Annotated in this window: 13 protein-coding genes; 5 read left to right on the top strand and 8 right to left on the bottom strand. The window is 66.5% G+C overall.

Going from position 1 to position 20,775, the window contains the following annotated elements; translation table 11 throughout:
• Positions 1–3: 3 nt before the first annotated feature.
• A complete protein-coding gene (gltX, locus tag NE591_RS02265) occupies positions 4–1,626 on the bottom strand; it encodes a glutamate--tRNA ligase (RefSeq protein WP_173112749.1) in 1,623 nt (540 codons plus the stop codon).
• A gap of 316 nt (positions 1,627–1,942) precedes the next feature.
• Here gltX and NE591_RS02260 point away from each other — a divergent pair, with 316 nt between their 5' ends.
• The gene (locus NE591_RS02260; protein ID WP_173112746.1) at positions 1,943–4,231 is read left to right on the top strand and encodes an LPXTG cell wall anchor domain-containing protein; all 2,289 of its coding nucleotides are present in this window, start codon (positions 1,943–1,945) and stop codon (positions 4,229–4,231) included.
• A gap of 210 nt (positions 4,232–4,441) precedes the next feature.
• Here the strand turns inward: NE591_RS02260 and NE591_RS02255 are convergent, their stop codons facing one another.
• Positions 4,442–4,888 (bottom strand): hypothetical protein, encoded by a 447-nt coding sequence (locus NE591_RS02255; protein ID WP_173112743.1) that lies wholly within the window; start codon positions 4,886–4,888, stop codon positions 4,442–4,444.
• A gap of 376 nt (positions 4,889–5,264) precedes the next feature.
• Here NE591_RS02255 and NE591_RS02250 point away from each other — a divergent pair, with 376 nt between their 5' ends.
• Complete coding sequence (locus tag NE591_RS02250; RefSeq protein WP_173112740.1) at positions 5,265–6,128, top strand: hypothetical protein; 864 nt, start codon at positions 5,265–5,267, stop codon at positions 6,126–6,128.
• Between the two features lie 379 nt (positions 6,129–6,507).
• Here NE591_RS02250 and NE591_RS02245 read toward each other — a convergent pair whose 3' ends face one another.
• Both NE591_RS02245 and mfd read right to left on the bottom strand, forming a co-directional pair.
• Entirely contained in the window at positions 6,508–7,617 is a 1,110-nt protein-coding gene (locus tag NE591_RS02245; RefSeq protein WP_173112737.1) for an EamA family transporter, read from the bottom strand.
• A gap of 159 nt (positions 7,618–7,776) precedes the next feature.
• Positions 7,777–11,652 (bottom strand): transcription-repair coupling factor, encoded by a 3,876-nt coding sequence (gene mfd / locus NE591_RS02240; RefSeq protein WP_173112734.1) that lies wholly within the window; start codon positions 11,650–11,652, stop codon positions 7,777–7,779.
• 250 nt (positions 11,653–11,902) lie between these two features.
• Here mfd and nth point away from each other — a divergent pair, with 250 nt between their 5' ends.
• The 3 genes from nth to NE591_RS02225 all read left to right on the top strand — a co-directional run bounded on the left by nth (position 11,903) and on the right by NE591_RS02225 (position 14,411).
• Positions 11,903–12,565: an endonuclease III gene (gene nth / locus NE591_RS02235; protein ID WP_173112731.1), complete on the top strand. Its 663-nt coding sequence runs from the start codon at positions 11,903–11,905 to the stop codon at positions 12,563–12,565.
• A gap of 252 nt (positions 12,566–12,817) precedes the next feature.
• Entirely contained in the window at positions 12,818–13,222 is a 405-nt protein-coding gene (locus tag NE591_RS02230) for a sigma-70 family RNA polymerase sigma factor (protein WP_173112728.1), read from the top strand.
• 190 nt (positions 13,223–13,412) lie between these two features.
• The gene (locus NE591_RS02225; RefSeq protein WP_173112725.1) at positions 13,413–14,411 is read left to right on the top strand and encodes a hypothetical protein; all 999 of its coding nucleotides are present in this window, start codon (positions 13,413–13,415) and stop codon (positions 14,409–14,411) included.
• 172 nt (positions 14,412–14,583) lie between these two features.
• Here the strand turns inward: NE591_RS02225 and NE591_RS02220 are convergent, their stop codons facing one another.
• The 4 genes from NE591_RS02220 to NE591_RS02205 form a co-directional block, all read right to left on the bottom strand.
• Positions 14,584–15,084, bottom strand: coding sequence for a hydrogenase maturation protease (locus tag NE591_RS02220; RefSeq protein ID WP_173112722.1), 501 nt, complete (start codon positions 15,082–15,084; stop codon positions 14,584–14,586).
• A 9-nt stretch (positions 15,085–15,093) separates the two neighbouring features.
• Complete coding sequence (locus tag NE591_RS02215; RefSeq protein WP_173112719.1) at positions 15,094–15,531, bottom strand: viscotoxin-A3; 438 nt, start codon at positions 15,529–15,531, stop codon at positions 15,094–15,096.
• Positions 15,532–15,864: 333 nt separating this feature from the next.
• Complete coding sequence (locus NE591_RS02210) at positions 15,865–18,057, bottom strand: YhgE/Pip domain-containing protein (protein WP_256156269.1); 2,193 nt, start codon at positions 18,055–18,057, stop codon at positions 15,865–15,867.
• The gene (locus NE591_RS02205; protein ID WP_256156268.1) at positions 18,050–20,701 is read right to left on the bottom strand and encodes a YhgE/Pip domain-containing protein; all 2,652 of its coding nucleotides are present in this window, start codon (positions 20,699–20,701) and stop codon (positions 18,050–18,052) included. Before NE591_RS02205 ends, NE591_RS02210 begins: the two co-directional genes overlap by 8 nt.
• Positions 20,702–20,775 lie beyond the last annotated feature (74 nt).

Below are 20,775 nucleotides of genomic sequence, written 5' to 3'. Positions count from 1 at the left end.
CCGCTAGTTGGCGCGCTCGCTGAACACGGTTTCGGTGACGCCGTCGATGCGGGCGACGATGTCGGCGGGATCCATCAGCATCATGGCCTCGAACAAAGGCGGCGACACCATGTTGCCGCACACGGCCACGCGCAAGGGCTGGAACAGAAGCTTCGGCTTGAGCCCGGCCTCCTCACCGGCGGCGCGGCAGAGCTCCTCGAGCGCCTCGGCGTCCCACGGGTTGTCGTCGTCGGCGAGGATGGCCCGACAAATGGCGAGCGCCTCGTCGGCCCGCGCGCCCTCCTTCAGCAGCACCTTCTGGACGCTCTTCTCGTCGAGCACCACCGAGTCGCCCCAGAACAGAAACGCCAGCTTGGCGGGGATCTCGTCCAAATGCGCCAGCCGCTCGGCCACGAGCGGGTACATGGCCTCGTAGAACTCGCGATCGTCGTCCACGTCGGCCAGGCACGCCTCCCAGGTGTCGGCGTCCACGTCGGCTCCGGGAAGGCGTAACTCGCGGGCGGCCGCCTCCGCCTCCTCCTTGGTGGGCGTGGGCGCGATAGTGATGCCGTCGGGCACGTTCGAGCCGTCCAAGTTGGTCTGGGCGAGCCAGGGCTTGGCGGCGTCGACCCAGGCGGCAGCGCCCATCTCGCGGATATAGACGCCGTTCATCCAGTCGAGCTTCTTCTCGTCGAAGACGGAGTGCTTCTTCGTGATGCGGTCGAGCGAGAAGGTGCGGCAGAGCTCGGCCGGCGGGATGATGGTGGTCTCGCCGTCGAGCGACCAGCCAAGGAGCGCGAGGAAGTTCACGAGCGCGTCGGGCAGATACCCGCGGTCGCGGTACTCCTCCACATTGGTGGCGCCGTGGCGCTTCGAGAGCTTCTTGCCGTCGGCGCCGAGGATCATGGACAGGTGCGCGAACAGCGGCACCTCGGCGCCCAGCGCCTCGTAGATGAGCACCTGGCGCGGAGTGTTAGAGAGGTGGTCGTCGCCGCGGATGACGTGGGTGATGGCCATGTTCACGTCGTCGCAGACCACGGCGAAGTTGTAGGTGAACGTGCCGTCGGTGCGGCGCAGGATCATGTCGTCCATCACATCGATGGGGAAGCTCATGTCGCCGTAGACGGCATCCTTGAACGTGACCGGACCGTGGTCGTCGGGCACTTTCAGGCGCCAGACATGGGGCTCGCCGGCCGCGACGCGCGCGGCGGCCTCGTCGGCTGGAATGGCGCGACAGGTGCGATCGTAGCCCGCGTAACCTCCCTCGGCCTTCTCGGCGGCCTCGCGCTTGGCGTCCAGCTCCTCCTTGGTGCAGAAGCACGGGTAGGCGGCGCCGGCGTCGATGAGCTTCTGCAGCGCCGCCTCGTAGGTGGCGGTGCGCTGGGTTTGGAAGTAGGGGCCGCAGGGGCCGCCCACCTCGGGGCCCTCGTCCCAATCGAGTCCCATCCAGCGGAGGGCCCGCAGGATGATCTGGGTGTTCTCCTCGGTGGAGCGCTCCGGGTCGGTGTCCTCGATGCGCAGGACGAAGGTGCCGCCGGTAGCACGGGCGAAGGCCCAGTTGTAGATGGCGGTGCGGGCGCCGCCGATGTGCAGCTTGCCGGTGGGAGAAGGCGCGAAGCGGACGCGCACGGGCTTGGTCGTGGTCATGGGTTTCCTTCAGTCCTCGGGGTCGTTTCAGGTAATAGCGCCAGTATAGCACGGGGGCAGACCCATCATTCATTGACCACATCCGGCTCGGCGACGGTTCGGTGCAGGGCTCGTGTCCGCAGCGCAACGGTGCCGTGACGCTCCGTGACAGTTCGGCGGTGGAGCCGTATCGGTTGGACGGCAACCCGAAGGCGAGGCCGGGGCGCGCCTAGACTGAAAGCGTCGCTGCAGGGGCTTCGCACGGCCATCCTCGAGGGATGCGCCTGCCATGTCCCTTTTCGCATGCCCGCACGACGCCGTAAGAGAGGAAACCACCATGGCCCCGCACCGTTCCGTACACGCCTTCACCGCCCGCTTCTTTCCGCACTCGTCGGTGTCCCTCCGCTGGGCCGTTGCCGCGTTCGCCCTTCTCGCCGCCCTCTGCTGGGCGTCCCCGGCCTGGGCCGCGGACAGCGCTGTCTTCGCCTCGGGCGCGGGCACCGAGGCCGACCCCTACCTTATCGCGAATGCGAGCCAGCTAGCGGCCTTCCGCGATGCCGTGAACGCAGGCGACGACTACGACGGCAAATACGTGGCCCTCGGCGCCGACATAGATCTTGAGAGCGCCGAACGGACGCCCATCGGCGTCGGCACGCGCAAGAGCAGCGGTATCGCCGAGGGCAGCACGCCTTTCGCCGGCACCTTCGACGGCGCGGGCCACGTCATCAGCGGTCTGAAGATCGCTTCAACCCAGGGCGCCGACTTCGCCATCGGCCTCTTCGGCATTCTGGACGGGGCCACCGTGAAGAACCTCACCGTGGCCGATGCGGAAGTCACCGTGCCCCAAAGCGAGCTGGCGGGCATCCTCTGCGGCATGATGGCGAACGATGCCACCGCATCCGGCGTAAGCGTCTCCGGATCCGTTGCAGGCAAGGCGGGCGTGGGCGGCATCGCGGGGCGCATGACACTGTCCGGAACCATCGAGAACTGCGAGAACAGCGCTTCGGTCGCCGCCGCGGATGGCGTGGGCAACGCCGGCGGGATCGTAGGCGCCGCCTACTACACCACCCCCACCGGCCGCATGGCCATCACCGGATGCCGCAACAGCGGAAGCATTTCCGGCACCGACTGCATCGGCGGTATCGCCGGCCTCAGCGCAGCCTTCGTGTCGAATTGCGAGAACAGCGGCGCCATTAACGGCACGAGCTACTCCGTCGGCGGCATCGTCGGCGAGCAGAAGAATTACGGCGCCGTGAGCGGTTGCACCAATTCCGGGGCGGTTTCCACAAGCAACGCCGGTGCCTACGGCATTGGGGGCATCGTGGGATGGGCCCGCTACGACGGTGCCGCGCCCGCCTACGCCGCCAGCGCGCCCATCACGGTAACCGGCTGCGCCAACAGCGCCTCCGTGCAAGGCGGCAGCTGCGCCGGCGGCATCGTCGGCACGTTCTACAACGCGGGCACTGTAAGCGGGAATGCCAATACGGCCGCGTCCATCGCCAGCTCGAACTTCGCCGGGGGCATCGTGGGCAACCTGCAGAACGCCGACATCTCGTCGCTGCCCTCCACCGTGCCCGAGGGCATCCTCGTGGAGAACAACGTGAGCACCACCCCGCTCAATGCCATCACGGCTCCCCTGAAGGGTCCCTACGCCTACAACAACACGCCGAGCGATTTCACCGTGCGCGACAACGGGAGCGCCTGGGTGGCCCAGGCCGGAGCGACGCGCTATGCCACGCTGGAAGGCGCCTTCGAAACGGCCCCTGACCACAGCACCATCAAGCTCGTCAGCAGCGTGAGCGACCAGCCAACCCTCTCCGTTTCCGACGGGCGCGAGCTCACGCTGGATCTGACCAGCTTCAACCTCTTCTTCGCCACGGACGGCGGTCTGTCCCTTCAGGATGGAGCCCTGACGGTAACCGGACAGGGCGACGTGGCGACCGCCGAGGGAGCCGACGGCAAACCCGAGCCTTTGGCCACCGTGAGCGGCACGGGGTCGCTCGCGCTTAAGGGCGGCAGCTACAACCAGGACGTTGCGCCCTATGTGGCCGATTCCTACGCCGAGTTCGTCCCCGCCGACACTCGCACGACGACCCCCTTCTCCGTCGTGCCTGCCTCAACGGCCAAGCACGACGCCCGCGCGGCCGTGCACGATGGGGCCAAGACCGTCTACTACGGCGATGCCGACGCAGCCCGGGCGGCAGCAATGGCCGCTCCCGGCGCCACCGTGGAGGAGCTGAACGCCCCGAGCACGCCATCGGGCAACGAGGGCGGCGAGGGCAACCCGGGTGGCGGACAGACGGGAACGGGAGACAATGGGCAGCTGAGCGGAAGCGCCGACGCGAATGCTGGGGGCAAGGCGGATGGCAGCACCGCAGCCGACGACCAGACCGACGACAACGGGACGAAGGACTCAGGCAAAGATGACGCCTCGAAGCCGACAGCCAAACCCAGCACGACGTCCGGCACGCATGGTTACCACCGTAGCTCGACCGCCTACCGCGGCGTTCCGCAGACCGGCGACGCGGCCACCGATGCGCTATTGGCCGTGGGGGCCCTGGCCATCGTCTCAGGCGGCGCCGCAGCCCTCGCCCGCGCCCGCGTGAAGCGCTCCCGGACGAAATAGCCCGGCCTCGCTCGCACGGAACCGCCATCGTCGTGACCCTCCTTTCCTGGGAGCGCGCGTCGGAGGCGCCGTCCATATGCGGCGCAAGCGCCTCCCAGCACAGGCGCCGGCTGAAGGCGCCCCATGGCGCCAGCGTCCGACGGAGGCGTCCCCTAGCGCCGGCGCTGCGCCGGACGAAAGCGCCTCTTCGAGCGGCCACCGCCCTGTCTGCTATTTCCTCGCCGGCCTCCCCACGCTAACAGGCAGCTCCCGCAGGGCCTCCATCGCCTCGGCGGCAGCCTCCTCGGCCTGTAGCTGCCGGGGCATGTCGAGGCCCGCGCGCTCGAAGGCCTCGGTCAGCGCGGCAGCATAGTCGCGCTTATGGGCGTCGTTGAGCGCCTTCCACGGAATGCCCTTGAACCAGGCCGCCACCTCCCCGTTGAAAGGCACGCGCCCTTGCAGCATGAGCGCCATGATGACAGGGTATCCCGCGTAGCCCTGCCAGAACGTCGCGTTGTCGTTGGAGCGATATCGACCCCCGTCGTCCCACGTCACCCGATACTCCTTCGATCCGTCCGACGACCGCACGACAAGCGCCTCCGGACTCAAATCGTAACGATCGTCGGCCAACGCCGTCCACGCCTCGTACACCTTTTCCACGGGAGGCAATTTCTCCATTGTTCGCTCCTCCGATTCATTCGACATTTCGCTTTTGCTTTCCGTGCTTTGCTTTTCGCTTTCCGCTTCTGCGGCCCCTTCATTATGGCACCGCCTGGCCACCTCGCGGCTCATGCGAAGATTCTGTTTCCCTGGCGCAAAGAAGCGCTTTTATGTTCATTTTGCGACGACGCTGCACAAAAGCCCAGGTCGAATATGCTCATTCTTAAGAAACGCGACTTTGCTGCGACTTTTTTGCGACACCTCATTGGTACAGTCCGCCCCACAGACCGAGGAGGACACCATGGCAATGCTCATATCTGGGCGCAGCGCCCTCAGACACATCCGCAACGAACGCTCTCAGCGGGCATTTCCGCCCCGAACAAACCTACGGGCAATGCCGAACCGGTTCTCCCCTCCCACCGTCAGCCAAATCGATGCCGCGCAAAAGCTGCTGGGATGCCGCAACCAGCCGGTGCACTGCATCGTTTCCCGTCGCGAGGATCGACGCAAGCACCCCGATGTCATCTGCCACGTCAAATCGTCCGCGCTTGCCCGAGGCTCGTTCTTCCACCACGATGCCGAGCTGTGCGTTTCCTCGCCCGAGGCCGTCTTCCTCCAAATCCACCACTCCGCATCTGACATCGAGGCCATCGCCGTGGGCTTCGAACTTTGCGGAACCTACATTCGCGTAAGCGACGAGCACGTTATCTACGGGATTCCGCCCGTTTCCAGCGTCGTCAAGATCAGGAGCTACCTGAGGCGATGCCAGCACGAGCGCCACGCCGCCCGCGCCCTTCGCAACCTTGACTTCGTCTGCGAGCACTCCAATTCTATCAGGGAGACCGCGCTTGCCTTGTACCTCTCCCTTCCGATGAGTCGCGGCGGAGCAGGACTTCCGAAGCCGATACTGAACAAATCGATCGACGTGAGCAAGTTGACGGGCGTCGCCTGGAGGGAGGACTTGCGTTGGACCGATATAGGCTGGCCAGGACTGAACATCGGCGTCGAGTACGACAGCGACGAGTTCCACAGCAACCCGGAGAAACTGGCCCAGGATGCGCGACGGCGAACGCTTCTTCAGGCCGCGGGGTGCGAGGTCATTGTCGTTACCAATGATCAGTTTCGCCGTATCAGCGAGCTGGACAAAGTCGTCAAGGCCATCTATCGCGGCATGGGCAAATACCAACGCTGCCGCGCGCGGGGCTTCCGACTCAAGCAGGCGGCACTTCATAAGGAGCTTCTGCGCCTCGGGAGGTAGGGCAGTCTTTGAGTAGGCCAGGAACCCCCCTGCGACACGATTTTTCTCTTTATTTGCCAAAAAGCCGAGAAATGAGTCTTTTGGAGGACGTGTTGCTATTATTAAATTTGTTGAGTAGCAATACGTATTTTCTATTGCGTTTTTCATAAACTAACGTATCGTGTTTGCTGCAGTCCCTAGGGACAAAAGCGAATTCCCGCGCAAGGAGGACTCATTTCTTGGGTTTTTGTCAAAAGTTCGGAGAAAAAGTGTCGTGCGGCCGCGAGCGCAACCGGCGGCAGCGCGATTGAGGCGCGATTAGCAGGCGCGGCAACCCGAAGCAGCGCGGCGGGCTAAGGGGCATCAGCGCAGCAGGCTAAGGGGGTGTCGGTGCGGCGGGCTAAGGGGTGTCGGTGCGGCGGTCGACGGATCGGCCCGAGAGAGACACGAGGACGATCATGGCAGCCATGAGGACGAGGCCGGCCCAATCGGCGGCGGAAAACGGGGTGTGCAGCCACATCGCGGCGATGATCATGGCGCCGGCCGGCTCGGCCACGCCCAGAAGGCTCCCCCTCACCGAGCCCACGAGCGACACGCCGTAGAGGAACAGCCCAAAGGCGGCGAACGTGCCGAGCACGCCCACGCCGCCGACCAGGGCGAGCCAACCCGCAGCGTCCATGACGGGAACGAGGCTGCCGCCGATGCCGAAGATGTCGGCGAGCACGGAACTTGGGGCGCCGGGGGCGCTGTCGGCAAACGACACTCCTGCGCCGGAGCCAGAAGAGGCCTGGATGGTGGTCGAAAGAGCGGTATCAGACCCTGGAGAAGCGAAAGCAGGCCCGAGGCCGACCGACGGAGCGAGCAGCGAAACGACCGCCTCGCCGATAAGCCACACGAGAACGGCGACAATACCGCCGATGACCATGCCGCAGGCGATGATGGTGGGGCGATCCCACCGGCCATAGAGCCGTTGGGGTGCCATGATGTAGAGCGTCTCGGACAAGGCGTTGGCAATGCCCCAAGCCAAGCCCGCCACTGGCAGCACGATGACGCCCCAGTCTCCCTGGGTGGCGATGAGCGTCGCGGCGGCCATCGCGCACATCAGCCCGACAAAGTCGGCGACGCGCGGCAGACGGCGCGCTCGGGCGCAGGTGATAAGCATGACGAACACCGTGCAGGTGGCCTGGAGCACCGTGGCCGTGCCGGCGTTGGTGAGGGCCACCGACACCGCATAGGTGATCTGCGAGAGGTACAGCCCCACGCCGAACAGAACGAGCGTCGGACGGGCGGCGGGGCTCCCCAGCAGCGAGAGCAGAGCCTCGCGACGCGTAACGAATACGAAGACGGCGAACAGCAGGGCCGCCACGCCGGCACGTACGGCGGAGATGAAGGCGGAGCTTACCCCGTAACTCTCCGCGAGAAACTGGATACAGGCTCCTGAGAATCCCCACAGCGTCGCACCCGCCAGGGCACATACCACCCCTCGCCAGAAGACCTTAGAAGCGTTCACCGCCGTCTCACCTCCGTGCAATCCATCGAAATCCGTTGCCGCAGAGGCAGCATACACCATCCCATGCACAAGGAGCCAGAGAGGACGCACCTTCGACCGCTGTGGGCAAAGCGACCTCCCTACTGCCGCCCTCGGCACTTGGCGGCGCGGGCGGCGCGGCTATCGCCCCTCTTCGCGCTTGGCGGCACGGGCGGCGCGCTTGGCGGCCAAACGCTCGCGGGCGGCATCGCCCTTGGCGAGGTTGTTGGCGCGCCGTTCGCTGCGCCCCGTGGGGCGAGTGGGAGCGGGAGCGGCTGACGCTGAGCCCTTGGCCGGGTCCTGGCCCAGGGCGGACCTCGGTCCGCCCCTGCGGGAATCGGTCGGGGCATTTTGCGAAACAGCCTTAGCAGAGCCTGTCCGAGCATTTTTGGAAACGCCCGCAGCGGGATCTGTTGCGATACCCCGGGGGACAGAAGAGGCAGGATCGGAGGCAGAGCCGGAAGCGCCGCCCTCCATCTCCGCGAAAGGAGCCCCCTCTTCGGCGTCGGTCTCGCCGAAGAGTTTCTCCAGGAAGTGCACGATAGCCGGAAGCAGGTTGTCGCGTTCCTCCTCCGAGAAGTAGCGCAAAGGCAGCGTCAGTTTGCGCTTGTCCGTCTGGTAGCGGCCGGCCGCGCGGCGCAGGGGCTTCATGGCAGCAGCGGGGATGTCGATGGGCTCCACGATGAGCTTGCCCGCCGCCACGGAGATGAGCTTGACCCCGTGCTCGTTGGCGAAGGCCTTCAGCCATGCGCGCTCGAAGAGGTTGGCCGCCGCCTCGGGCATCTCGGGGGCCTCCGCGAGCATATCCTCGCGGAGGGCGGCCACCTCCTCCACCGTGGAGGCCGAAGCCAGCTTGCGGTACCACAGCACCCGGGCGTCGGCGTCGGGAATGTACTCCTCGGGCAGGTAGGCGTGACCGGGGATGTTCACGGTGATGTCGGAAAGCGCCGGCGGCAGCTCGCCTGAGGCGCCCACGCCCTCGCGGGTCTCGTTCACGGCCTGGTTGAGCATCTGGGCGAACAGGTCGAAGCCCACGGCTGACATATTGCCGGACTGCTCGGCGCCCAGCATAGAACCGGCGCCGCGGATCTCCAGATCGCGCATGGCGATGCGCATGCCGCTGCCCAGATCCTGGTGCTCGTTGATGGCGGTGAGGCGCGCGGCGGCCTCCTCGGTCAAAGGCACGTTCTCGGGGAACATGAAGTAGGCGTAGGCCTGGGTGGACGAGCGGCCCACGCGGCCCTTCAGCTGGTACATCTGGGCGAGGCCCAGACGCTGGGCGTCCTCGATGATGAGCGTGTTGGTGTGGGGGTTGTCGATGCCGCTCTCGATGATGGTGGTGGCCACGAGCACGTCCAGCTCGCCGGCGGCGAACTCCTCCATCACCTGCTCCAGCTCCTCCTTGGTCATCTGCCCGTGGGCCACGCCGACCCGCGCCTCCCCGGCGGCGGCATGCACGCGGTCCACGGCCTCGTCGATGGAGCGCACGCGGTTGGACACGTAGTACACCTGGCCGCCCCGCGCCAACTCGTAGCGGATGGCGGCCGATACGACGTCGGGATCCCACTCCCCCACGTGCACCTCTACGGGGCGCCGCTCGTCGGGCGGCGTTAGGATGAGCGACATATCGCGCACCCCCGACAGCGACATCTGCATGGTGCGCGGGATGGGGGTGGCCGACAACGTCAGCACGTCGATGGACTCGCGCAAGTTCTTCAGCTGCTCTTTGTGCTGCACGCCAAAGCGCTGCTCCTCGTCGATGATGACCAGTCCCAGATCGTGCGGGTTCACATCGCGCGAGAGCAGCCGGTGCGTGCCCACGAGCACCTGCACGTCGCCTTTGGCGAAGCCCTCCAGCGCTGCTTTCTGCTGCTCGGGCGTGCGGAAGCGCGAGAGCACTTCCACGGTGACGTCGAAGGGGTCGAAGCGGTCTTTGAAGGAGGTGTAGTGCTGCTGGGCCAGAATGGTGGTCGGACAGAGCACCATCACCTGCTTGCCGTCCTGAGTGGCCTTGAAGGCGGCGCGCAGGGCCACCTCGGTCTTGCCGAAGCCGACGTCTCCGCAGATGAGACGGTCCATCGGTCGCGGCGATTCCATGTCGTGCTTCACATCGGCGATGGCGGCGAGCTGGTCGCGGGTCTCGGTGTAGGGGAAGGCCTCCTCCATCTCGCGCTGCCAGGGGGTGTCCGGCGAGAAGCGGAAGCCCTGGGTGGCGGCGCGGCGGGCGTACACGTCCACGAGGTCGAAGGCGAGCTTCTTGGTGGCCTTGCGGGCGCGGTTCATGGCCCGAGCCCAGTCGCTCGTGTTCAGGCGGGTAAGACGGGGGCTGCCGCCTTCCGGCCCCACGTAACGGGTCACGCGGTCGAGCTGCTCCACGGGGACGAACAGCTTGTCGCCCTCGGCGTATTCCAGCTGCAGGTAGTCGCGCTCGGTGCCGTCCACCTCGCGGCGCACCAGATCGCGGAAAAAAGCGATGCCGTGGGCCGCGTGCACCACGTAGTCGCCGGGCTTGAACGGAAAGGTGACCTCGGTGGCATCCACGCGGGAGCGCACGCGGCGGCTGGCGGCGCGCGAACCCTGGGTGTCGGCGGCCGACACCAGCGCGAGATGCGCCTTCGGGATAATCATGCCGAGCGGGATGTCGTTGTCCACGATGTTGACGACCCCCCGCCGCAGGCGGCGTTTGGCCTGGGCCGGGGTGTCGGCCTCTGTGCTTTCGGGTTGCGACTCGCCATCGTCCAAATTTTCCGGTTGCACAATCTGGATGGGAATACCGTGATCGACGAAGGCGTGGCGCATGGTCTCGCGGGCGCGCAAGTTCGGAGCCGAGAAGACGATGGTGTAGCGGTCGGCGGCGAGGCTCTTCAGCTTGCCGAATATTTTGTCGGGCATCCCGGCCACATCGACGCGCTTCACCGGCAGCTCGTCGTCCAGCGCGCCGCCGACCCGCATGATGGAGACATAAGTGGCCCGCACCTCGCCCCCGAAGTCCAACGCCGCCGGCTCGGCGAACAGGCCCGCGAGCGCGATGTTGGTACCCCGGGCGCGCTCGGCGATGTCCTCCGCGGCATGGGCCGCGTCATCGAAGAGCGAGCGCGGCTCGATGAGGGCCGCGCACGTGCCCGGCCCCGCATAGGCGCCCAGCGTCACCGGTTTCTTGTACAGAAACGGCAGCACCACATCGGCGCCGTCGAAGCGAAGCCCCCCTTCGAGCTTCTCCAGCACGTCGCGCAGAGCCGGGTTGGTGAGCGCCGGCTTCTCCAGGGCGCGGCGCGCGTCGGCCAGCGCACGGGCGGAGGTGGGAAATTCCGAGACGGGGTAGATCTCCACAGAGGGCAGCGAGGAGATGGTCTGGCCCGTGGCTGGCACGATGCGGCGGATCTCGTCCAGCTCGTCGCCGAAGAAGTCGAGGCGCACCGGATAGGACAGGTTGCCGGGGAACACGTCCACGGTGCCGCCGCGCACGGCGAAGGTGCCCGGGCCGTCCAGCTCGCCGGTGTTGGCGTAGCCGGCGGCTTCCAGGGCGCGGGGCAGGTCTCCCAGCTCCTCGACGCCCTCGACGCCCATATCCTCAAGCTCCTCGCCAGCCGTAAGCGCGATCGGCCGCGCGGCGTTCGCTTCCACCGGCGGCAACAGACGCAGAAGCGCCCGAGCGCTCGCCACCACCACGACTTCGCGGCCGCTCTTGAGCGCCCAAGCGGCCTCCATGCGCTGGGCGATGACGCGACGGTCGGCCGGCTTCGGGTCGAAGGGGACATCGGCACGCTCCGGGAAGCGCAGCACGCGCTCCTCCCCCACATAGGCGGCCACGTTGCGAGCGAAAGCGACGGCGGCGTCCTCGCCGGCCACGACGACGAGCGTGGGCTGGGGCGAGGCGGCGAAGCGGGCCGCCACGAGGAAGGGCCGCGCCGAGGCGGCCACGCCCAAGGTGGCGTCTTCGCCGGCGTCGAGCTTTCCCCAGAACGTATCCAAGCAGCCAGACTTCTCCAAGGTGAAGGCGAGCGAATCGATGAGCACAGCGGTCTCTTTTCTGCAAGGCAAACGGCAAAAGCCGCCCGAGCGGGCGGTCGGCGCCCGGGATGAGCGCCTCGCACAGTGTAGCGCACTGGGGCGTGTAGCGACGCAGGAGGGCCCCAATAGTAGCAAAGAAGTAAACCGTCCCGCCGCGATTCCCCTAAGTATTCCCCGAGAAGGAGCCCGCGCTGTGCGACAATAGCAAAAACAACGCAGCGCCGACGCAGGCCGGCGCAAAAGGTAAGGAGGCAGCATGGCACGGGAATCCCTGGCGAGCAAGCGGGAGCGGGCGGCGGCCATCGAGGAGCGCATGTTCGAGCATTACGGCCCTGGGAAGGCGTCGCTCGACTATCGCACGCCCTTCGAGCTCACCGTGGCCGTGGTGCTGTCGGCCCAGTGCACCGACGCCGCCGTGAACAAGGTAACACCACGCCTGTTCGCGGCCTTCCCCACCCCGGCGGCCATGGCGGCCGCCTCGCCCGACGAAGTGGCGGAGATCATCCACTCGCTGGGGTTCTTCCGGAGCAAGGCGAAGAACCTCGTGGCGCTCGCCCAAATGGTGACGGCGGATTTCGGCGGCGAGGTGCCCGCCGACGTGGATCTGCTGCAAAAGCTGCCCGGCGTGGGCCGCAAGACCGCCAACTGCGTCATGTGCGAGGCCTTCAAGGATCCGCAGGGCATCGCCGTGGACACCCACGTCTTCCGCATCGCGCACCGGCTGAAACTGGCCGGCCCCTCGGCGGACACGCCGCAGAAGGTTGAGGACATCCTCTTGAAAGTGTACCCGCGCGAGCAGTGGCTGTTCATCAACCACCAGTGGGTGCACTTCGGCCGCGAGTTTTGCCGCGCCCGCAGCCCGCGCTGCGCCGACTGCATCGTCGGCGATCTGTGCCCCACCCGCGGGCTTTGGGGATAGGACCCTTCCCGCTTCCATAGCGGATAGTCGCCGTCTCACCCCCGTAGGGGGGCGGCCTTGGTCGCCCCTCCCAACTGGGAACGTCGTTCCGGTCGAGAGGGCCGACCTTGGTCAGCCCCTACGGGACGCAGTCGATCCAATGGGGATGAGGGCTCTTAAGTTTCCGTAAGGTCTGTCACATTGGGCGGGGGCGCTCGCATCTAAAGGGCGAACAGGATATCTTGTTTTCCTGAGCAGAGAAAGCGAGCACCCATGACCCCTGAAACCTTGCACCGTGCTACGCTGGCGCGTCTCGTGCGCCAGGCGGGGAGCAGCGACGAGACCACCCGAGCTGCAGCCGCAAGCGACGCCGACGCCTCCTTCCGCGCCCTTGTCGCCGCTGCCGGCGAGGGCTGCGCGCTGGCCATCACCCTGTACTACGGGGAGGGCTACAGCACCGCCGAGATCGCCGAGCTTTTGGACACGACCGCCGAGAACGTGCGCCAGCGGCTCTCCCGCGGCCGCAAGCGCATCGCGCGCGCCTTGGGCTGCGACCCTCGCGGCGTCGCAGCGGATGAAGAGCCGGACGGCCCGCGGCGAATATCCGAGCGGGGCTACCGTCCGAGGGCTCTCGCCGAGACCGACGCGCCCCTCATGCAGGCCGCCAACCCCGCCTGAGCGCGGAGGGCCCTTCTCGCGATCCATCACCCCGGAAGCCGACGAGGACGCCTCCTCCGAACCGCAATCCCTTTTCACCTACGACCCTTCGATGCCACCGTGCGAAAGCGAAGCAGCTTCGCGGCCGCCTACCTGCTGCGCGGGCGCTACACACGCCTTCCGAATTCGTGGCACGATGAGAGGAGCCGCCATGAACAACGACAACCTGGAGCGCCGCATCCGCGCCATCATGGACAATGCACGCCCGACCCCTGAGGCCGAGGCGGCCATGGATGAAGCCTTCGCCGCCATCGCCCAGGAGGCCGCCGCCCGCAGTGCCGCGCCCTCTACGAGCCGCCATCGCCTGGCGCCGGTGCTCGTGCCGCGCTGGGCCCGGGCGGCCGCCGTGGCCTGCGCCGTGTGCCTGGGCGTGGGCGGCACCGCCTACGCCGCCGACGTCCTGGGGCTCATCAGCCTGCAGCAGTCCGGCGACTACCAGACTTTGATGGCCGTGGATGCCGGCGAGGTCGCCGCACCGGCGACGGGTCCCGTGGCCGACTACCGCCTGGAGTTCGCGAACCTGCCCGAGGGGGCGGCCGCCTTCGACCGCGACGACCACCTCGCCAAATACGACTGGGCCGACCACGAGAAGGGGTTCTCCGCCTTCCTGTTTTACCTGGATTCCAGCGAGCCTCTGCCCGTGTCGTTCACGACCGGAGCGACCCCGGTGTCTGTGAACGGTGCCGAGGGCGTCGTCTTCGAGAAGCCGGGCATCGTCCAGGGTGATCATACCCTAGACATGTACCTCGTCTTCCCCGACGAGCAGCGCGTCCTGTGGCTGTGGACCGACTCGCTCACCTCCGACGAGCTGACCCGCATCGCCGAGGCCGCGCGCCTTACTCCCACGGGCACCGAGGTCACCCCCGGCAGCGACGGGACCCTCCGCGCCTGGTCCGAGGAGATCGCCCGGGCGAGGGGCGCCAGCGAGGAGACCGAGACTGCAGAGTTCAAGCTTGATGCCAGCGCTGAAGAGATGAGCGCCCTGCACGCCGTGGGCGCCACGCCCGGCGAGGCAGCCACGGTGCAGCTCGCCTGGATCGTGCCCGCCGATGAGCTGGACAAGCTGCTGCTGAACCTGTCCGGAGATGGCACCTATGCCAGCTTCGACGAATCCGACCTGGCCCTGGGCTACGTGGATATGCGTCAGTAAAAGCGACGCGCAGAGGGCGGGAACCACTCAGTATCGAACCCGTAGGGGGCGACCTCGGTCGCCCCTTCGCAGCAGGAGGCTTCATTCCGGTTGGAAGGGCTGGCCAAGGCCAGCCCCTACGGGATCTTCCGGCGAGAGCTCCTTCGCAGAAAGCGACTTCGGTCGCTTCTTCTTATTTCTTTCGCAGAGGGAACCCGCGGCGGTGCAGCTCGGCCACGACGGTTTCAACCAGCAAAGGCAGCGCGGCGGAGCATTCGGGGGTGAGGCCCACGACAAACTGCTCCGGGGAGGGGTTGCCCACCTGCATACCCAGGCAGAAGCCCTCGGCCTCGTAGCCCATGAGCGATGCGGCGTCGAACAGGTCGACGAGCTTCAAATCGTGCAGCGACGCCTCGGGGCCGGAATGGCGCGCCATGGCATCCGGCTCGAACCGGTACACGGTGCCCGGCGCGTCGCCCGTGCCGTCCACGGCGTCCACCGTGAGGATGACATCGTAGCGTTCCACGTAGGGCAGCATGTCCAGCGACATGCAGCCGACGTCCACCAGCGTCACGTTCTCGGGGATGTCATAGCCGGCAAGTATCTCGTCGTAGGCCGCCGGCCCCACGCCATCGTCCAGCATGAGTCGGTTCCCGACGAAGAACACCGCCGCCGTGCGCTCGCTCGCTTCCATGCCTTCTCCTTAGGCCCAGGTATCCAGCGTCGGGCGCAGATCCAAGTTGTACCAGGTGGCAAACGCCACGATGGCCACGGCGATGATCGCGCCAACAACGGCCCAGATGCGCTGCCGCCGCAGGTAGGTCTCGCGACTCACCCCCATGTTCTCGGCCCGATGCGCCGCGAAAGGCTGCGCCACGATGGCGAACACCACGGTTGCGCCCACCAGCCCCGCGGCCATGAGAATGGCCAGCACCACGTTCATCGCTGTCGGCTCCACCGTAGCCGCGTAAATCACGTTGTCCGCGAACAGCCACGCGACGAAGAAGAGGAACGCCGCCCACATCCCATGGGCGGGCCCCCACACGGGTGCCAAAAACAGTGCCCCCAGGTTCACCCGCGGCAAACCCGCGAGAAACTTCTCCTCTTCGACAATCTGTTCATCGGTCAATGGCTCGCCCATGTCGCCTATCTTTCCTCTCTTTGATCGGCGGCACGTCGGGTGGCCCCTTCGTGTGCTCGCCGTTATTTCCAACCCCGCCCTATCATTGGCAGGACGTCCCATCCAGGTCCCAGTTTCATTCAACAAGACCATCTCAATTCTCGTTTTCCAATTTTCGGGGATAAATGCCACTTCAACCCCGAAATGGTCGATTTTTCGGCAACATACCAGAGTTTTTTCGACCATTTCGCCCTTCAACTGGCATTTGGCTTGCCATTTCGGGGTCAAAGTGGCATTCACTGCCAAAAAGGGAAGCATGGGGGATGGGGGTCGGATACGGTCGCGCAGCGCGCGCTAGCTGATGAGCTTCGAGCTCTCCACCTTTTCCACGTACCATTCCATGAACTTCTCCAGGGGCTTGCGAAGCACCAGGCCCAAAAGCGCCGCCGGGATGAGGAACAGGGCGAGCGTGCCCATCTGCACCCAGAAGTCGTTGCCGTAGGTGCCCATCATGGCGCTTCGCATGGCGTTCACCACGTGGGTGGCGGGAAGCCACGGCGAGAGAGCCTGCACGAAATCGGGCATGATCTGCAGCGGGAACGAGCCGCCGCAGCCGGTCACCTGCACGATGAGCAGAAGCACGGCGATGGCCTTGCCGAGGTTGGCGAAGGACACCACCAGCGCGTAGATGATGAAGGTGAACACAAGTCCCGCGCCCCAGAAACACACCATGAACAGCCATGGCGAGGTCACCTGCACATCGAGGAAGAACAGGTTGCCCAGCGCCATGACCGTCGACTGGGCCAGCGAGACCACGGCCATGACGGCGAAGCGACCGAAGAACAGCTGCCGCGGCTTCGGATTCACAAGCCCCGCCTCCTTCTGGATGCGGAGGCCCGCCTTCGGCTTGAACACCACGAGAATGAGCAGCGACCCGATGAAGAGGGCCAGCGTCGTGTAGAGCGGCGCCATGGCGCTGCCGAAGTTCTCCACCGGGAACACCGCGATGCGCTCGACGCCCACCGGGCTCGCCAGCGCCTTCGAAAGGGCCGAAACATCGGAGCCGAGCACGGCGCGCAGGGCGTCGCGGTCGCCCGAGGCGATGGCGCCGTCGATATCGGAGGCCATCTCCCGCAGCCCCGAGGAGACGCCCTTGAGCTTCTCGGTGGTCTCGGCGATCTTGTCGGCGGTGCCGGCCATGACATCGGCCGCCGAGGTGGCCGAGGCGGACAGCTCGCCGCCGACGCCCTTCAGGTCGTCGGAAACGCCGGAGAGCGCATCGGCCATGGAGGCGGCCTGCTCTGCCAGCGAGGCGAGCCCCGGCGCCACATTCGCCTCGTAATCGTCCTTGATGGAATTGATGGAGGCGGCGGCCTCGGCCGCCTTGGCCTTGGCGGCATCGCGCTCGGCGGAAAGATCGGTGTCGCCCGCCTCCAGCTTATCGGCGGCTGTCCGCAGGCTCGCGGCCATGGAATCCGCCTGGGACGCCACCGCTCTCGCACGGCCGGCCAGGGCGGTCACTTGGGGCCGGAGGCTCTCGGGCAGCGACGGAGCGGCGCCTTCCAAGCTGTCGGCCACCTGGCGGTACACCGTCGCATGGGACGCAAGCGCATCGGCCTGGGCGCGCAGATCCTTGGCAATGCCCTGGCTGTCGCTGGAGGCCGCATCGAACAGCGCGTCGACGGAATCGGATACCGCCCCGAAGGCGGCGGCGCTGTCGGCCAGCGAGCTCTTGAGCGTATCCGCCGAGCTCTTCAGAGCGTCCACCGTGGCCGGCACCGCGTCGGCCCGCCCCGTCGCGGCGGACAGCGTCTCGTCCAGAGCCGTGGAGGCCTGGGTGGCCAGGTCGGCCGAATGGCGCGAGAGATCCTCGCAGGAGCGAGCCAGCGAGCCGTAGAGCGAAAGCACCCCGGACGCGTCGTCGAAGGCATCGGCCATCTCGCGCACATGATCGGCCACCACCGCGATGCGGCCGTCCCAGTCGTCCTCGTCGGCGAAGCTGGAAATCGATTCGGCCAGCGAGAGCGACACCTCGGAGAGCGTCTGAGCGAACACGGCATTCACCTGGTAGGACACCGTGTCGGCTCCCTGATCGGTGATCTTCGGCGCGATGGCGCTCTTCTTCTCGTTGGCGTAGTAGACGATATCGGCGTGGCCCGCGTCGCCCGTGTAGAAGGTGAGCATGTCGCGGCTGAAGCTCTTCGGGATCACCACGGCGGCGTAGTAGCGCCCCGACTTCGCGCCGTCGATGGCGTCCTCCTCGTCGGTGATGTGCCAGTCGATCTGGTCGTTGGCCCGCAGGGCGGAGACCACCTGGTCGCCGATGTTGATGCGCAGCGGGATGAGGTCGCTCTGGTAGCCCTCGTCGGTGTTGGCCACGGCCACCGTGAGGTTGCCCGTGTTGTCGAAGACGTTCCAGCAGGCGATGATGTTGTACCAGGCGAACAGCGAGGGCACGAGAACGAGGCCCAGCGTGATGATGATGGACATGACGTTGGCCTTCAAGCGGCCCAAATCGAAGCGGAACAGGCGCCAGACGTTATTCATGACGAGCCTCCTCCCCTTCCGCACCATCGCGCGCGCCATCGCGGTCACTCTCGTGCTCCCGACCGCCGAAGCCCGCATCGCGCGCATCCATGCAGGCGGCCCGCTCCACGTCCGCCGTGGCGCCGTACAGGTCGATCAGGCTCGCGTCGGAGAGGCTCTCTAGCTTCAGCTGCCGCTCGAAGCTGAAGCGCAGGCTCTCGATGACCACGAGCGCCACGAAAATGACGATGATCCAAATGAGCCAGCCCGTGAGCAGCCACACCTTCTCGGTCGGCGTCAGGGCGAAGATGACCGCAAGGACCACCGGCACCGCCACGCCCAAAACGAGCGCGCCCTTCATGAGCCGCGGGTACCAGCGGTTGAACGTCGCATAGCGCTGCTGCAGGGCCGTGGCGTAGGTGTCCTTGTCGGAGAGCGCCCGCATGATCTGGGAGATGCGGTAGGGGCGCACGGGGATGTCGACGTCCTCGCCGTTGAACAGGCCGCCGTCGCGCACCTGGCGGGCCACCATGCGGTTCACGTTCGCCATGAGCGGGCGGATGAGGAGCCCGAGCGCCATGAACAGCACGAGGAACAGCGCGAGCACGAGCAGGTCGGAGACGTACTGGCCGCCGTAGAAGCCGCAGATGGCCTCGCGCATGGCCCCGATGCCGTAGGTGAAGGGGAACAGCGGGTAGATGGATTGGAAGAACGGCGAGGTCATCTCGATCGGATACAGGCCCGTGGCGCCGGGGATCTGGGCGAACACGAGAACGACGCAGATGCCCTTGCCGATATGCTGCAGCGTGACGGAGAAGGCGTAGATGATGGAGAGGTAGGCAAGCGACGCCAGCGCCGCGGCGAAGATGAGCGCCGGCGCCGAGACGGTTTGCACGCCGAGCGCGAGCACCCCGACACAGCAGATGACCGCCTGCATCACGGCGATGGCCGCAAGGAACAAATACCGACCCCAGTAGCGCTGGGCCAACGTCAGGCCGGGGATGCCCTCGCCGTCCGCCTCCTGGCGCATGATGACGAGCAGCATGAAGGCGCCGATCCAGAACGTGAGGTTCATGAACAAAGGTGCCATGGCGCTGCCGTAGGCGTTCAGCGGATAGAGCTGCTCGGTGACCACCTCGGTGGGCGACGCCATGAACGCCGCGATCTTGTCGGCGTCAAGACCGCCCTCGCCCACGAGCCGGGAAAGCGCGTCGGAGGTGCCGAAGGCGAGCACGTCGTTGTAGACGATGCCCAGCTCGCTTTCCAGGCCGGCGAAGAGCCGGTCGGTCTCGGCCACCGTTGAGGCGGCCGTGTCCATGGTGGCGTCCAGCTGGTCGATGACGAGCCCGGTCTGGGCCACGAGGAGCCGCTGGGTCTCAAGAGCCCCGGAAAGGGCCGACGAAGTTTCGGCCAGCGCGTCCAGCGCATCGTTCACGGCGGGCAGCGTGGTGCCGAACAACGTCGTGGAATAGGCCGACGCGCCACTGGTCGCCTGGCGCACCGCGCCATCGAGGGCCGATGCCGCATCCGAGAGCGCGGCCGCCGAGGACTGCGCGCGATCGTTGGCAGCCGTCAGCGCGTCCAGGGCCGTCGAGGCTGCCCGGGTCCGCTCGTCCAGGGAGTCGGCCAGAGCCTCCAGGGCGGCGCGCTCGCTGCTGCCGGCGGGAAGGGAGCCCGCCGCCGCGCGCACGGAGGACGCCAGCTGGCCGCTCTCCTGCACGGCGGCGCTCCCCTGGGCCAGGGCCGCCTGGATGCCGCCCTGGGCCTCGCCGAAGGCGGCGGTGAGGCGCGCGGCGGCCGAAGTGGCGTCGTTCGACGCCTGGGTAATGTCGTCGAGACCGGCGGTGACGGCCGGCAGCGCGAAGGCGGAGAAGTCGCTCAAGGTCTTCTGCATGGCCGTCGCGGTCTCCCCCATCTGGCCTAAGGACTCATCGGCCGCATCGATGCCGGCACTCGCTTTGGAGAGCGTCTCTTTGGCCGAGGCCGCCTTGTCCTTGGCCGCCTTCGACGCATCCCCCAAATCGGCGAGCACGCGGCGCACCTCGCCGGTGGCGGCGACGGCCTCCGATATCTTCTGCGCGGCCTTCGACTGCATCTCCTTGGTGTTCTCGCGACCCTCGTTCACCTTCTCGTCGATGGTCTTGACCACCACGTCGCTTACCGTGGCGACGAAAGTGGAGTTGATGGTCTCGTCCAGCGTGGTGGCGCCCGTGTCGGTGATCTTGGGGGCGACCGGCCCCGACTTCTCGTTCACGTAGTACTCGATCTTGGGCTGCGTGAAATCGCCGGTGGTCAGCGTGAGCAGATCGGCGGTGAAATGCTCGGGGATGACATAGGCCGCGTAGGCGCGTCCGCTCTTCAGCTCGTTCATGGCCGCGTCGTAGTCGGTGAATTCCCAGTGCAACTGGTCGTTCTCATGCAGCTGGTCCACGATGCGCTCCCCCACGTTCAGCTCGCCGGTGAGCTCGGAGGAACCGCCCGCATCCTGGTTCACCACGCAGACCGTGAGGTTGCCGGTGTTGTCGTAGGGGTTCCAGAACCCGATGACGTTGTACCAGGTGTACAGCGAGGGAATCACCATGAGGGCGAACACGACCACGAGCGCCTGCGGCGTTTTCAAAAGACGCAGAAGATCGCGCTTAAGTATCTTCAGAACATTCCGCACGAAACGGATCCTTTCCGCCTGCAGTCGGTAAGCGAACAGAGTTGCCGATAATCATAGCGCAACCCCGGCAAATT

The organism is Adlercreutzia sp. DFI.6.23 (genome assembly GCF_024462535.1).
Lineage (GTDB): Bacteria > Actinomycetota > Coriobacteriia > Coriobacteriales > Eggerthellaceae > Adlercreutzia > Adlercreutzia rubneri.
This window is presented reverse-complemented; position numbering and strand designations above follow the sequence as displayed.